At 71.7% G+C, this 13,547-nt stretch carries 12 protein-coding genes; 10 read left to right on the top strand and 2 right to left on the bottom strand.

Translation table 11 applies throughout. From position 1 onward, the window contains the following. The first annotated feature begins 217 nt into the window (after nucleotides 1-217). The 5 genes from ACZ7PG_RS37575 to hpaD are packed head-to-tail and all read left to right on the top strand — an operon-like array spanning nucleotide 218 to nucleotide 5,789. The gene (locus ACZ7PG_RS37575; RefSeq protein WP_470243939.1) at nucleotides 218-1,636 is read left to right on the top strand and encodes a fumarylacetoacetate hydrolase family protein; all 1,419 of its coding nucleotides are present in this window, start codon (nucleotides 218-220) and stop codon (nucleotides 1,634-1,636) included. Continuing rightward, complete coding sequence (locus ACZ7PG_RS37570) at nucleotides 1,618-2,286, top strand: GntR family transcriptional regulator (RefSeq protein WP_470243938.1); 669 nt, start codon at nucleotides 1,618-1,620, stop codon at nucleotides 2,284-2,286. The genes ACZ7PG_RS37575 and ACZ7PG_RS37570 overlap by 19 nt, the downstream gene beginning before the upstream one ends. Before the next feature lie 16 nt (nucleotides 2,287-2,302). Beyond that, nucleotides 2,303-3,250, top strand: coding sequence for a 4-hydroxy-tetrahydrodipicolinate synthase (gene dapA / locus ACZ7PG_RS37565; RefSeq protein ID WP_470243937.1), 948 nt, complete (start codon nucleotides 2,303-2,305; stop codon nucleotides 3,248-3,250). Further along, on the top strand, nucleotides 3,247-4,755 hold the full coding sequence (gene hpaE, locus ACZ7PG_RS37560; protein ID WP_470243936.1) for a 5-carboxymethyl-2-hydroxymuconate semialdehyde dehydrogenase: 1,509 nt from the start codon (nucleotides 3,247-3,249) through the stop codon (nucleotides 4,753-4,755). Before dapA ends, hpaE begins: the two co-directional genes overlap by 4 nt. Further along, nucleotides 4,752-5,789 carry a 3,4-dihydroxyphenylacetate 2,3-dioxygenase gene (gene hpaD / locus ACZ7PG_RS37555; RefSeq protein ID WP_470243935.1) on the top strand — a complete coding sequence of 346 codons (1,038 nt, stop codon included), beginning with the start codon at nucleotides 4,752-4,754 and terminating at the stop codon, nucleotides 5,787-5,789. The genes hpaE and hpaD overlap by 4 nt, the downstream gene beginning before the upstream one ends. Here hpaD and ACZ7PG_RS37550 read toward each other — a convergent pair. Further along, nucleotides 5,772-7,589 carry a S9 family peptidase gene (locus tag ACZ7PG_RS37550; protein WP_470243934.1) on the bottom strand — a complete coding sequence of 606 codons (1,818 nt, stop codon included), beginning with the start codon at nucleotides 7,587-7,589 and terminating at the stop codon, nucleotides 5,772-5,774. The genes hpaD and ACZ7PG_RS37550 overlap by 18 nt on opposite strands. Nucleotides 7,590-7,680: 91 nt before the next feature. Here ACZ7PG_RS37550 and ACZ7PG_RS37545 point away from each other — a divergent pair, with 91 nt between their 5' ends. From ACZ7PG_RS37545 to ACZ7PG_RS37525, 5 genes are all read left to right on the top strand, one after another. Next, nucleotides 7,681-9,072, top strand: coding sequence for an FAD-binding oxidoreductase (locus ACZ7PG_RS37545; protein ID WP_470243933.1), 1,392 nt, complete (start codon nucleotides 7,681-7,683; stop codon nucleotides 9,070-9,072). After that, nucleotides 9,054-10,349 (top strand): class I SAM-dependent methyltransferase, encoded by a 1,296-nt coding sequence (locus tag ACZ7PG_RS37540; protein WP_470243932.1) that lies wholly within the window; start codon nucleotides 9,054-9,056, stop codon nucleotides 10,347-10,349. Before ACZ7PG_RS37545 ends, ACZ7PG_RS37540 begins: the two co-directional genes overlap by 19 nt. A gap of 101 nt (nucleotides 10,350-10,450) precedes the next feature. Beyond that, a complete protein-coding gene (locus tag ACZ7PG_RS37535; protein ID WP_004558414.1) occupies nucleotides 10,451-10,654 on the top strand; it encodes a cold-shock protein in 204 nt (67 codons plus the stop codon). Nucleotides 10,655-10,997: 343 nt separating this feature from the next. Then, nucleotides 10,998-11,930: an acyl-CoA desaturase gene (locus ACZ7PG_RS37530; RefSeq protein WP_470243931.1), complete on the top strand. Its 933-nt coding sequence runs from the start codon at nucleotides 10,998-11,000 to the stop codon at nucleotides 11,928-11,930. 55 nt (nucleotides 11,931-11,985) lie between these two features. Continuing rightward, complete coding sequence (locus tag ACZ7PG_RS37525) at nucleotides 11,986-12,528, top strand: polysaccharide deacetylase family protein (RefSeq protein ID WP_470243930.1); 543 nt, start codon at nucleotides 11,986-11,988, stop codon at nucleotides 12,526-12,528. Here the strand turns inward: ACZ7PG_RS37525 and ACZ7PG_RS37520 are convergent. Then, complete coding sequence (locus ACZ7PG_RS37520; protein WP_470243929.1) at nucleotides 12,518-13,501, bottom strand: endo-1,4-beta-xylanase; 984 nt, start codon at nucleotides 13,499-13,501, stop codon at nucleotides 12,518-12,520. The two genes, ACZ7PG_RS37525 and ACZ7PG_RS37520, sit on opposite strands and share 11 nt — an antisense overlap. Between the last annotated feature and the right edge of the window lie 46 nt (nucleotides 13,502-13,547).

Genomic DNA, 13,547 nt, shown 5'->3' with positions numbered 1-13,547 from the left:
GGCCGATCGGTACCCCCGGCGACGGGGCCCCGGCCACGCGGGCGGTCGCGACTCGGCTCGGCGGCGAGGGACGCGGAAGCTCCTGCCCTGCGGGCGGGCGCAAGTCGCCCCAGCGGCGCAGCCCACGCGAGGCAGGGAACCCGATCGGGGGTTCCCTTGTCCCACCGATCGTATATCATTTGAGATATCTTCTCGTACCGGCAGGCAGGAACCCCGGATGACCAGCATCGCGCGACCCGGCAAGATCATCGCGCTGCACCTCAACTACCGCTCGCGCGCCGCCCAGCGCGGCCGGGTCCCGGAGCAGCCGTCGTACTTCCTCAAGCCGCCGACGTCGGTGGCGGCGAGCGGGGCGGCGCTCGAACGCCCGGCCGGCACCGAACTGCTGGGCTTCGAAGGCGAGATCGCGCTGGTCATCGGCCGAACCGCCCGCCGCGTCACCCCCGAAGCCGGCTGGTCCCACGTCGGCGGCGTCACCGCGGCCAACGACTTCGGCGTGTACGACCTGCGCTACGCCGACAAGGGCAGCAACCTGCGGTCCAAGGGCGGCGACGGCTTCACCCCGCTCGGCCCGGCGGTGCTGCCCGCCGCCGACGTCGACCCCGCCGCGCTCCGGCTGCGCACCTGGCTCAACGGCGAGCTGGTCCAGGAAGACACCACGGCCGACCTGCTGTTCGGCTTCGGCCGCCTGGTCGCCGACCTCTCCCAGCTGATCACCCTCGACCCCGGCGACGTCGTCCTGACCGGCACGCCCGCGGGCGCCTCGGTCGCCGTCCCCGGCGACGTCGTCGAGGTCGAGGTCGACACCGCCGGCCACACCACCGGCCGGCTGGTCACGCCGATCGCCGCGGGCACCGTCCCGTTCGGACCGTACGGCGCGCTCCCCCGCTCCGACGATCAGCAGCGAGCCGACGCGTACGGAACGTCCACATCGGACTTCGAACTGACCGCGGAACTCAGGGCACGCATCGAATCCGTGGGCACCGCAACGCTTTCCGTCCAGCTCCGCAAGCGCGGGCTCGACGACGTCTTCATCGAAGGTCTGACGTCGACCCGCCCGGGCACGCGGCTGACCGGCCGCGCCCGGACCCTGCGCTACCTGCCCTACCGCGACGACCTGTTCAAATCCCACGGCGGCGGCTACAACGCCCAGAAGCGGGCGATCGACGCCCTCGGGCCCGGCGACGTTCTCGTCATGGAGGCCCGCGGCGAACGCGGCACGGGCACGGTCGGCGACATCCTCGCGCTGCGGGCGCAGGTGCGCGGCGCGGCCGGGATCGTCACCGACGGCGGGGTCCGCGACCTGGCCGCGGTGTCCGCTTTGGACATTCCCACCTACCACGCCGGGCCGCACCCGGCGGTGCTCGGCCGCCGGCACGTGCCGTGGGACGTCGACGTCGCGATCGCCTGCGGTGGCGCGGCCGTCTGCCCCGGCGACGTCATCGTCGGCGACGCCGACGGGGTGCTGGTCATCCCGCCGGACCTGGTCGAGGAAGTCGTCGACGCGGCGATCGAGCAGGAGCTGCGGGAGACGTTCATCGCCGAGCGGGTCGCCGCGGGCGAGCGCGTCGAAGGCCTCTACCCGATGGACGAGCACTGGCGCGGGAGGTACGCCGCATGGCTCGCGAAACGGTGAACGGCACCGCGATGAGCAAGTCGCGGATCGCCTACGAGTGGATCAAGGCCCGGATCGCCGACGGCACCTTCTCCCCCGGCTACCGGCTCGTCCTCGGCCAGCTCGCCCAGGAACAGGGCGTCAGCGTGGTCCCCGTCCGCGAGGCGATCCGGCTGCTGGAGGCCGAGGGGCTGGTGACGTTCGAACGCCACGTCGGCGCGCAGGTCGCCATGGTCGACGAGAGCGAGTACCAGCACACGATGCAGACCCTCGCCCTGGTCGAGGGTTACGCCGCCGCGCTGGCTGCACCCCACCTGCCGGCCGGGGCGCTCGAAGAGGCCCGGGCGCTGAACGCCGACCTGGCCGACTGCCTCGGGCACTTCGAGCCGGCCCGGTTCACCGCGCTCAACCGGGACTTCCACGCCGTGCTGTTCGCCGCCTGCCCCAACCCGCAGGTCCTCGACCTGGTCCGGCGCGGCTGGGACCGGCTCAGCGGGCTGCGCACCTCGACGTTCAGCTTCGTGCCCGGCCGCGCGCGGCAGTCCGTGGCCGAGCACGAGCAGATCCTCCGCCTGCTCGACGCGAGCGCTCCCGCCGCGGACGTCGAACAGGCCGTCCGCGCCCACCGGCTCGCCACGCTCGACGCCTTCCTCGCCCACCGCCATCCCTGACGCAGAAAGGGAACCCATGCGCTTCCGCTCCGACCCCCAGGCCATCCGCGGGTCGATCGCGCCGCTGATGACGCCGTTCACCGCCGACGGCGCCGTGGACCACGACGGCCTGAAGAACCTGGTGCGCTGGCAGCTCGCCTCGGGCACCCACGGCATCTCGATCGGCGGCTCCACCGGCGAACCGGGGTCGCAGACGATCGCCGAGCGCGCCGCAGCGATCCGCACGGTGGCCGCGGAGGTCGGCGACCGCGTCCCGTTCATCCCCGGCACCGGCTCGGCGAAGCTCGACGAGACGCTCGAACTCACCGCCGCCGCGCGCGACGCGGGGATCGACGCGGCACTCGTCATCACGCCGTACTACGCACGACCCACGCAGGACGCGCTGTTCGTCTGGTACCGCACGGTCTGCCGGGAGTTCCCGGACCTGCCGATCGTCGCGTACAACGTGCCGAGCCGGACCGCGGTCGACCTCGCGCCGGCGACGGTCGCGCGGCTGTTCCGCTCGTGCGACAACTTCGTCGGGATCAAGGAGACGACGAAGGACTTCGAGCACTTCTCCCGCGTGCTGCACCTGTGCGGGCGGGAGCTGCTGGTGTGGTCCGGGATCGAACTGCTCTGCCTGCCGCTGCTGGCGCTCGGCGGCGCCGGGTTCGTCAGCGCGACGGCCAACATCGCCCCGGCCGCCTGCGCGGAGATGTACACCGCCTGGCAGTCGGGTGATCACGAACGCGCCCGCGAGATCCACTACGGCCTGCACCCGCTGGTGGACCTGCTGTTCGTCGAGACCAACCCGGCCCCCGGCAAGTGGGTGCTGGAGCAACGCGGGCTGATCGCGTCGGGGCATGTGCGGCCGCCGCTGATCACGCCGACCGAAGCCGGTCTCGCCCGCATCCGGAACTTCATGGCCGAAGGCGAGAAGTACCTGACGCCGGCCGAAGGCTTCACCGTGAAGGGGAAAGCATGACCCACTACGTCCCGGAAGGACTGCCGGGCGAGCTGAAGCACTACATCGGCGGGGAGCTCGTCGACAGTGTGTCGGGCAAGACGTTCGACGTGCTCGACCCGGTGTCGAACACCCCGTACGTGACCGCGGCCGCGGGCCAGGCCGAGGACGTCGACCGCGCGGTCGCGGCGGCCCGGCGCGCGTTCACCGACGGGCCCTGGCCGCGGATGCTGCCACGAGCCCGCGCGCGGGTGCTGAACAGGATCGCCGACGCCGTCGAGGCGCAGGACGCCCGGCTGGCCGAGCTGGAGACGTTCGACACCGGCCTGCCGATCACCCAGGCCCTCGGGCAGGCCCAGCGCGCCGCCGAGAACTTCCGGTTCTTCGCCGACCTCGTCGTCGCGCAGGCCGACGACACCTACCAGGTGCCCGGGCGGCAGGTGAACTACGTGCACCGCAAGCCGGTCGGGGTCGCCGGGCTGATCACGCCGTGGAACACGCCGTTCATGCTGGAGAGCTGGAAGCTCGCCCCCGCACTGGCTTCCGGGTGCACGGTGGTGCTCAAGCCGGCCGAGTTCACGCCGCTGTCGGCGAGCCTGTGGGCCGCGATCTTCGCCGACGCGGGTCTGCCGGAGGGCGTGTTCAACCTGGTCAACGGCTTCGGCGAGGAGGCGGGCGACGCGCTGGTCAAGCACCCGGACGTGCCGCTGATCTCGTTCACCGGCGAGACCACGACCGGGCAGACGATCTACCGCAACTGCGCGGCCGGGCTCAAGGGCATGTCGATGGAGCTGGGCGGCAAGTCCCCGGCGATCGTGTTCGCCGACGCCGACCTCGACGCCGCGCTCGACTCGACGTTGTTCGGGGTCTTCTCCCTCAACGGCGAGCGCTGCACCGCCGGCAGCCGGATCCTCGTCGAACGCCCGATTTACGACGAGTTCTGCGCGCGGTACGCCGCGCGGGCGGCGAACATCGTCGTCGGGGACCCGCACGACCCGGCCACCGAGGTCGGCGCGCTCGTGCACCCGGAGCACTACGAGAAGGTGATGCGGTACGTCGAGCTGGGCAAGTCGGAAGGCCGGCTGCTCGCGGGCGGCGGCCGTCCGTCCGGTTCGGACGGTGGCAACTACGTGGCACCGACGGTGTTCGCCGACGTGCCGTCGTCCGCGCGGATCTTCCAGGAGGAGATCTTCGGGCCGGTGGTCGCGCTGACCCCGTTCGACACCGAGGAAGAGGCGCTGGCGCTGGCCAACGACGTCAAGTACGGCCTGGCCGCCTACCTGTGGACGTCGGATCTGCGGCGTGCGCACACCTTCGCGCAGTCGGTCGAAGCCGGGATGGTCTGGCTGAACTCGCACAACGTCCGCGACCTGCGGACGCCGTTCGGCGGGGTCAAGGCGTCCGGCCTCGGCCACGAAGGCGGCTACCGCTCGCTCGACTTCTACACCCACCAGCAGGCGATCCACGTCTCGCTCGGGCCGGTGCACACCGCCCGGTTCGGCAGCGTCCCGAAAGGACAGTCATGACCCCGCCGGACATCCTGCGCTGCGCGTACGCCGAGCTCGTCGTCACCGACCTGGCGGCGTCCCGCGCCTTCTACGTCGACGTGCTCGGGCTCGTGGTCACGCACGAGGATTCCGGCGCGCTGTACCTGCGGGCCTTCGAGGAGTACCTCCACCATTCCCTCGTGCTGCGCAAGGGATCCACGCCCGCGCTGGCCGTGCTCGCCTACCGCGTGCGGAGCGCCGCCGACCTCGCCTTGGCCGAGGAGTACTACCGTGCGCTCGGCTGCCGGGTCGAGCGCCGGGCGGCGGGGGCGACACGCGGGATCGGCGAGGCGGTGCGCGTCGTCGACCCGCTCGGGTTCCCGGTGGAGTTCTTCCACGAGGCCGAGCACGTCGAGCGGTTCACGCAGCGCTACGACGTCCACGGCGCCGGCGCGCTGTCGCGGCTGGACCACTTCAACCTGGACACCCCGGACGTCCCGGCGGCCCGGAAGTACTACGAGGGCCTGGGTTTCCGCGTGTCCGAGGACATCCAGGACGACGAAGGCACGGTGTACGCGGCCTGGATGTTCCGCAAGCCGACGGTCCACGACGTCGCCCTGACCGGCGGCGACGGCCCGCGGCTGCACCACATCGCGTTCGCGTCGCACGAACGGCACCAGATCCTGCACATCTGCGACCACCTGGGCGCGCTGCGCAAGCCGGGCATGATCGAACGCGGCCCGGGCCGGCACGGCGTGTCGAACGCGTTCTACCTCTACGTCCGGGATCCCGACGGGCACCGCGTCGAGATCTACACGCACGACTACTACACCGGCGACCCGGACAACCCGGTGATCACCTGGGACGTGCACGACAACCAGCGCCGCGACTGGTGGGGCAACCCGGTGGTGCCGAGCTGGTACACCGACGCGTCGGTGGTGCTGGACCTCGACGGCGCGGTGCGGGAGGTCGTCGCCCGGGCCGAGCCGCGTGAAGCCGACGTCACCGTCGGCGCGGACGGGTTCTCCTTCGGCGCCGGGGAAGCGGAGTTCAAGCTAGGCGAGCAGGTCTGAGAACCACGCGCGCGTGCGGTGCAGGACGTCGATCTGGTGGTCGCGTTCGCGGATCGAGTGGTTCTCGCGCGGGTAGACGACGTACTCGTGGTGTTTGCCGGCGAGGGCGCGGTGCAGGAGCTCCGCCTGCGACAGCGGGACGTTGGTGTCGCCCTCACCGTGCAGGATGAGCACGGGTGTGCGGATCTTCTCGGCGTGGGTGATGGGGCTGTTCTCCACGCCGCCCAGCGCGGCTTCGAACCGCGTGTGCTCGCCGGTGGCCGCGAGCACCGGCCAGTCGATCACGCCCGCGCCGACCAGGGCGGCGGCGAAGCGGTCGGTCTGCGTCACGGCCCAGGCGGCGAAGAAGCCGCCGTGGCTCCAGCCGCCGATCCCGAGCCGGCTCTCGTCGGCGATGCCCTCCTCCACGAGCAGGTCGATGCCGGCGAGGACGTCGGTGAACTCCGCGCCGCCGACGTCCCCCGCGACGCTGGCCGCGAAGGCGTGACCGTGGCCCAGGCCGCCTCGGGCGTTCGGGAGGAAGACCGCGAAGCCGGCCGCGGCGAGCCATTGGCCCGAGGGGTACCAGCCGAGGTGGAAGCGGTCGGCGTACCGGTCGTGGGGGCCGCCGTGCACGAGGGTGACCAGGGGAAAGGGGCCATCAGCCTTCGTTTTGCCCGGCGGGAGGACCAGGAGCCCGTCGAGGTCCAGGCCGTCCGGGGCTCGGTAGTCCAGCCGGTGCTGGGTGCCCCAGGTTCCGTCCGGGGCGATGAAGCCGAGGCGTCGCAGGTCGTGCGGTGGGCCGGCGTAGACGTCCTCGGGCTCGGTGGCGGTGCTCCTCACCAGGGCGATGGTCCGGCCGTCGCGGCTCGCGGTGAGGGACGTGCCCTGGACTTCGGCGATCCGCGGGAAAGCGGGCCCGAGGCGGCGGATGGTCGTGTCCAGGCCTTCGGCGAACAGGACGAGGGGTGGGCCGTCGTCGACCTGGACGAGTTCGGCCGGGCAGATCGTCATGCCTTCGGTGAGGTTGGCGCCGTCCGCGAAGACGGCGGTGCCGCCGACCGGGCCGGGCGGGGTCAGGCCGAGGTGCGCGAGGTGCCAGCCGGTGGCGTCGTGCCACCACGCCGGTGAGGACGCTTCGAGGGCCGGGGTGCCGAGGTCGCGGGTCTCGCCGGTGGCGGGGTCGACAAGGTGGAGGCCGGGTTCGAAGACACCCGGTTCGCGATCGGCGCAGGACCAGGTCAAGACGGCGAGGCTCGCGCCGTCCGGCCGGGCGGCGACTTCGCACACGTGCCGGTCGCCGAGGTCGCCCAGGGGACGGATGGCGGATGTCGCGAGGTCGAGCAGCCAGAGGCGGTCGGGGCGGGCTCGGGTATCCCAGGTCCGCCGCTCCCCGTCCGGCCGGACGGTCCGCACCCGCGGATCGGCCCCACGCTCGTCCGGGTCCGGCGCGATCAGCACCATGGCGTCCGGCAGCGGGACGTGCCCGCTGATGCCCGCGGGCCGGTCCGTCAGCCGCTCGGAGGCGCCGCCGGCGAGGCCGATCCGGTACAGCTGCGACGTTCCGCGGTCGTCCCGGTCCGACAGGAAGTACACCGAACCCGAGTCCGCCGCCCACCGCGGTGCCCGGTGCCCGGCCTCGCCGCCCGCGATCTCCTGGGCCGGCTCACCGCCGTCTGCCGGCGCGAGCCACAGCCCGCTCACCGGGTACTCCCCCTCCCGGCCGACCCGGGCCGTGACGTACACGACCCACCGGCCGTCCGGGGAGATCCGCGGTTCACGAGGTACCACCCGGTCCACCACGGTTTCCGCTGTCAGCACCCGTTCGCCCCCCCATCTCGTCCGACCAGTGTGCCGGAAGTGGCGGCCCGACGACGGTGCGCCCGCCTTCGCCGTGAGGCAGGATCGAGAGGTGACCATCGATCAGGCCGGGGTACCGGAAGCCCGTCCGGGCCCGGCTTTCCCCGAGCACGAAGCCCGCGTCGACGCCCTTCGGCGGCAGCTCACCGCCATGGGCGACGGCGCGACCATCCGGCTCGCCAAGCGGACGTCCAACCTGTTCCGCTCCCGGGCCGCCGCGAAACACCCCGGACTGGACGTTTCGGGCTTCTCCCACGTGCTGCGCGTCGACCCCGAGGCCCGGACCGCCGACGTCGAAGGGATGGTCACCTACGAGCAGCTCGTCGACGCGACGCTGCCGCACGGCCTGATGCCCCTGGTCGTCCCGCAGCTCAAGACCATCACCCTCGGCGGCGCCGTCACCGGGCTCGGCATCGAGTCTTCGTCGTTCCGCAACGGCATGCCGCACGAGTCGGTGCTGGAGCTCGAAGTGCTCACCGGGGACGGCGGGATCGTCGTCGCCACCCCGGACAACGAGCACGCGGCCCTCTTCCGCGGCTTCCCCAACTCCTACGGCACCCTCGGCTACGCGCTGCGCCTGAAGATCGTCCTCGAGCCGGTGAAGCCGTTCGTCGAGCTCCGCCACGTCCGCTACCACGACCGAGACACCTACTTCCGTGCCCTCACCGAGGCCTGCGACAGCGGCGAGCACGACTTCGTCGACGGCACGGTGTTCGGCCCGGACGAGCTGTACCTGACCCTGGCCAGCTTCGCCGACACGGCGCCCGCGACCAGCGACTACACCTGGCTGGACATCTACTACCGCTCGATCCGGCAGCGGGAGACCGACCACCTCACCGTCCGCGACTACCTCTGGCGCTGGGACACCGACTGGTTCTGGTGCTCCCGCGCGTTCGGCGTCCAGCACCGGCTGCCGCGGCTGCTGCTCGGCCGCCGGCTCCTGCGGTCGTCGGTCTACTGGAAGGCCGTGGCGCTCGAGCGCCGGTTCAAGATCGCCGAGCGGCTGCTCAAGCTCCGGCGGATGCCGCCGGAAGAGACGATCGTGCAGGACATCGAGGTGCCGGTCGGCCGTGCCGCGGAGTTCCTCGAGTTCTTCGAGCGGGAGATCCCGATCAGCCCGGTGTGGGTCTGCCCGCTCCGGCAGCGCCCGGGCGGCGTGCGCTGGCCGCTCTACGAGCTGGACCCCGAAGCGCTCTACGTCAACTTCGGGTTCTGGTCGGCCGTGCCGCTCGACCCCGGTGAGCGCGACGGCGTGCACAACCGGATGATCGAAGCCGAGGTCACCCGGCTGGGCGGGCACAAGTCGCTCTATTCGGACAGCTTCTACGCCGAAGACGAGTTCTGGCGGCTCTACAACGGTGACACCTACCGGGAGCTCAAGCGGACCTACGACCCGGACGAGCGGCTGCTCGGCCTCTACGAGAAATGTGTCCGCCGCCGGTGAAAGGAAAGAACGTGACCCAGGCAAGCACCCCGGTCGGCGAGGTCTTCGAGCGTCTGCTCGGCCCCCGCGCGACCGTCTCGATCACCGCCTACGACGGCAGCAGCAGCGGCCCGGCCGACGCGCCGGTCGCGATCCAGGTCCGTTCGCCGCTGGCGCTGGACTACCTCATGTCCTCCCCCGGCGACCTCGGCCTCGCCCGCGCGTACGTCGCGGGCGCGCTCGACGTCACCGGCGACCTCTACACGGCGCTGCACGCGCTCTCGGCCCAGGTCGACCAGCTCACCCCGGCCGACCGGCTGTGGCTGCTGCGCAAGCTCGGCCCCCGCCACCTGCGGGTCGTCAAGCCGCCCGCCGAGGAGCACCCGAGCCGGATCCGGCGCGGGATGACCGCGCTGCGGCACTCGAAGAGCCGCGACAGCGAGGCCATCGCCAGCCACTACGACGTGTCCAACCGGTTCTACGAGCTGGTCCTCGGCCCGTCGATGGCCTACACCTGCGCGGTGTACCCGGAGGCCGGCGCCTCGCTGGAGCAGGCGCAGGAGCACAAGTTCGACCTGGTCTGCCGCAAGCTCGGCCTCGAACCCGGGATGAAGCTGCTCGACGTCGGCTGCGGCTGGGGCGGGATGGTCGCGCACGCCGTCCGGCACTACGGCGTCGAGGCGCTCGGCGTCACGCTCTCGCGCGAGCAGGCCCAGTGGGCGCAGAAGAACATCGTCTCCCTCGGCCTGGCCGACCGCGCCGAGATCCGCCACCTCGACTACCGGGACGTCACCGAGACCGGGTTCGACGCGATCTCGTCGATCGGCCTGACCGAGCACATCGGCGCCCGCAACGTGCCCGGCTACTTCCGGTTCCTCGCGGCCAAGCTCAAGCCGCACGGGCGCCTGCTCAACCACTGCATCACCAACCCGGACGGCAGCGTCGCCCACCGCTCGCGCGGGTTCATCGACCGCTACGTCTTCCCGGATGGTGAGCTCGAGGCGCCCGGCGAGCTCGTCACGGCCATGCACGACGCCGGCCTGGAGGTCCGGCATTCGGAAAACCTCCGTGAGCACTACGCACTGACGCTGGCCGGGTGGTGCGCGAACCTCGACGAGCACTGGGACGAGGCGGTCGCCGAAGCGGGGGCCGGCCGGAGCCGCGTTTGGGCCCTCTACCTGGCCGCTTGCCGCCTGGCGTTCGAGCGCCGCGAGATCGAACTGCACCAGATTCTCGGGGTGCGGACCGACAGCGAGGGCGGCATGGGGATGCCGCTGCGCCCCGATTGGGGAGTTTGACCACCGGGGCTGGCCAGTCCGGACCGTCAATGGGAGGATGGTCCCGAGACCGGGTGTCCGAACGGGACACCCAGGCTCACTAAAAAAGAGTAGGTATGGGTATGGCTCAGGGCAGTGTCAAGTGGTTCAACGGTGAAAAGGGCTTCGGCTTCATCGCGCAGGACGGCGGGGGTCCGGACGTGTTCGTCCACTACTCCGAGATCCAGGGCAGCGGCTTCAAGTCGCTCGACGAGGGTCAGCGCGTGGAGTTCGAAATCGGCCAGGGCCAGAAGGGCCCCCAGGCCCAGCGCGTCAGCGTTATCTGAGCCACGAGGCACCGAAGGCCCTCGCCCCCTCCGGGGGGCGGGGGCCTTTCTCGTGGTCGGCCACACTGCGGGTTTACAACGGTCCGGTAACATGTGAAGGGTCGAGAGCCCTCGGACGCCGGTGCCCCGCCGGTTTCCCTCCCGACCTTGGCCAGCCGACCGCCCTTCCGGGTGGCGGAGCCCCGGCCCGCGGCGACACCGCGGGTCAGCACCGGGCCGATCGCCGACAGGAGCGGCGTAGCGCCCGGCCACCGCAGACCGCTGACCGCCGGGTGTTCCCGCTCCCCGGCTTCCCGCGCGTGAGCTTCGCTCCGCGCGTGCCGACCCCCGAAACGAGTAGTGCATGACAGCCTCCGTGAAGGCTCCCCGTCCCCCCGCGAAACCGGTGCTCTCCGGCCGTCAGACCGTGGCCGAGCTGATCACCATCCGCACGTTCCTGCTGGTCCCCTTCCTCGCGCTCGCCGCGGCCGTCCCGGTGTTCTGGGGCTGGGGCGTCAGCTGGCTCGACCTCACCATCGGCGGCGCGTTCTTCGTCGTCTCGACGCTCGGCATCACCGTCGGCTACCACCGTTACTTCACCCACGGCGCGTTCCGCGCGAAGCGGGCGCTGCGGATCGCGCTGGCCGTCGCCGGCGGCCTCGCGGCGCAGGGCCCGGTGATCGGCTGGGTCGCCGACCACCGCCGTCACCACGCGTTCTCCGACCGCGAGGGCGACCCGCACTCGCCGTGGCTGTTCGGCACGTCCCCGGCGGCGCTGGCCCGCGGCTTCTGGCACGCCCATATGGGCTGGCTCTTCGGGCGTGACAAGACCAACATCGACCGGTTCGCCCCCGACCTGGCGGCCGACCGCGACATGCGCGTCGTCGACCGGCTCTTCCCGCTGTGGATCGTGCTGAGCCTGCTGCTGCCGCCGCTGCTCGGCGGCCTGATCACGCTGTCGTGGTGGGGCGCGCTGACCGCGTTCCTCTGGGCCGGCCTGGCGCGGATCTCGTTCCAGCACCACGTGACGTGGTCGGTGAACTCGGTCTGCCACATGATCGGCGAGCGCCCGTTCGCCAGCCGCGACCGCTCGGCGAACTTCTGGCCGCTGGCGATCCTGTCGATGGGCGAGTCGTGGCACAACACCCACCACGCGGACCCGACGTCGGCCCGCCACGGTGCGCAGCGCGGCCAGATCGACATCTCCGCCCGGGTGATCTGGGCGTTCGAGAAGCTCGGCTGGGCGTGGAACGTCCGCTGGCCGACCGCGAAGCGGCTGGCCGCGCTGGCCCGCTGACGAAAGCACGCCGAAAGTCCTTGCCCCCGCGGCCGTACCGGGTGACCGTCGCCGGATGGACACCGTGGCGCTGACCTTCGACGACGGCCCGTACCCCGCGACGACGCCGGCGCTGCTGGCCGCGCTCGGCGGGGTGCGGGCCACGTTCTTCCTGTGGGGCGAGCACGCCGCGGCGCACCCGGACCTGGTCCGGGCGATCGCCGCGGCGGGGCACACGATCGGCAACCACACCTGGACGCACCCACACCTCACCGGGCTGTCCGCCGAGGCCCGTGACCAGGAGATCCGGCGGACGCAGGACCTCCTGGTCACGCTGACCGGACTGCGCCCGGCGCTGTTCCGGCCGCCCTACGGCGACACGGACGACGCCGTCCGGACGACCGCCGCCGAGCACGAGCTCACCGAGGTGCTCTGGACCGTCGACACCCGCGACTGGGCGGGCGCCCCGGCGGACGAGGTCGAGGCCGCGGCGTCGCGAGCCGAGCCGGGCGGGGTCGTCCTGATGCACGAAGGCCGCCCGGCGACGGTCGAAGCGGTACCCCGGATCCTCGCGGCCCTCGCCGCCCGCGGCCTGCGCCCGGTCCCGATCAGGGGTTGATGCGCAGGTACGCCGGCTTCGGCCGGAGGTTCTCGTCGAACAGGCAGGCCGCCCCCTCGCCCGGGAAGACGTCCGGGACCCAGGAGTGCCGGTCCGTGAAGCCCCACGTCGTGAACTCCACGCACCGCCGGACCGCCTGGCAGCCGTCCCACAGCCGGTCGAAGTAGCTCGCCTGCGTGTCGAGCTTCGCCGCGTCCGGCGGGGTCGGGATGCGGACGTCGGCCTCGGTGATGGCGACGTCCACGCCGAGCTTCGTCAGCCGCGTCAGGTTCTCGCGGTACTCCCCCGGGAAGCCGTACTGGATCGACAGGTGCGCCTGGACCCCGACGCCGCCGATCGGGACGCCCTGCCGCTTGAGCGTCTTCACCAGGTCGTACACCGCGTCGCTCTTCGGGTTGCGGCCTTCGATGTTGTAGTCGTTGATGTAGAGCGTCGCCGACGGGTCAGCCGCGTGCGCCCAGCGGAACACGTCCGCGACGAACCCGTCGCCGAGCTTCTGCCGGAAGACCGTGTCACGCCGCGTGCCGTCCTCGTTGAACAGCTCGTTGACGACGTCCCAGGCGCGAATCTTTCCCTTGTACCGCTTGACTTCCGTGGTGATGTGGTCGCGCAGGACGCGTCTCAGCTCGTCGGCGGGCAGCGCGGCCACCCAGTCCGGCAGCTGGGAGTGCCAGACGAGCGTGTGGCCGCGGACGGTCTTGTGGTGCGTTTGCGCGTACCGGACGATCGCGTCGGCGCCCGACCAGTCGTACTGGCCGCGCACGGCTTCGACCGTGCCCCATTTCATCTCGTTCTCGGGCGTCACGTTGTCGAATTCACGGGTCAGGACGGCCCGGTAATCGTTTTCGTCCGCCAGGTACGCCGCCGCCACCGCACTGCCGACGTAGCGGTGCGTGATGTCTTTCAGCGGAACAGCCGCCGAAGCCGCGGGCGCCTGCCACACGGCAATGCCCGCGACGACCGCGACCGTCACCAGAGCGCGTTTAATAGGAATACTTCTCAGCATCTGTTTTCCTCCG

It is taken from the genome of Amycolatopsis sp. NPDC114504 (assembly GCF_055633595.1).
This window is presented reverse-complemented; position numbering and strand designations above follow the sequence as displayed.

Excerpts from the sequence above, each read along its gene's own strand:
- ACZ7PG_RS37525 (WP_470243930.1), top strand. The coding sequence starts at position 11,986 with ATGGACACCGTGGCGCTGACCTTCGACGACGGCCCGTACCCCGCGACG.
- ACZ7PG_RS37530 (WP_470243931.1), top strand. The coding sequence starts at position 10,998 with ATGACAGCCTCCGTGAAGGCTCCCCGTCCCCCCGCGAAACCGGTGCTC.
- ACZ7PG_RS37535 (WP_004558414.1), top strand. The coding sequence starts at position 10,451 with ATGGCTCAGGGCAGTGTCAAGTGGTTCAACGGTGAAAAGGGCTTCGGC.
- hpaD (WP_470243935.1), top strand. The coding sequence starts at position 4,752 with ATGACCCCGCCGGACATCCTGCGCTGCGCGTACGCCGAGCTCGTCGTC.
- dapA (WP_470243937.1), top strand. The coding sequence starts at position 2,303 with ATGCGCTTCCGCTCCGACCCCCAGGCCATCCGCGGGTCGATCGCGCCG.
- hpaE (WP_470243936.1), top strand. The coding sequence starts at position 3,247 with ATGACCCACTACGTCCCGGAAGGACTGCCGGGCGAGCTGAAGCACTAC.
- ACZ7PG_RS37540 (WP_470243932.1), top strand. The coding sequence starts at position 9,054 with ATGTGTCCGCCGCCGGTGAAAGGAAAGAACGTGACCCAGGCAAGCACC.
- ACZ7PG_RS37575 (WP_470243939.1), top strand. The coding sequence starts at position 218 with ATGACCAGCATCGCGCGACCCGGCAAGATCATCGCGCTGCACCTCAAC.
- ACZ7PG_RS37570 (WP_470243938.1), top strand. The coding sequence starts at position 1,618 with ATGGCTCGCGAAACGGTGAACGGCACCGCGATGAGCAAGTCGCGGATC.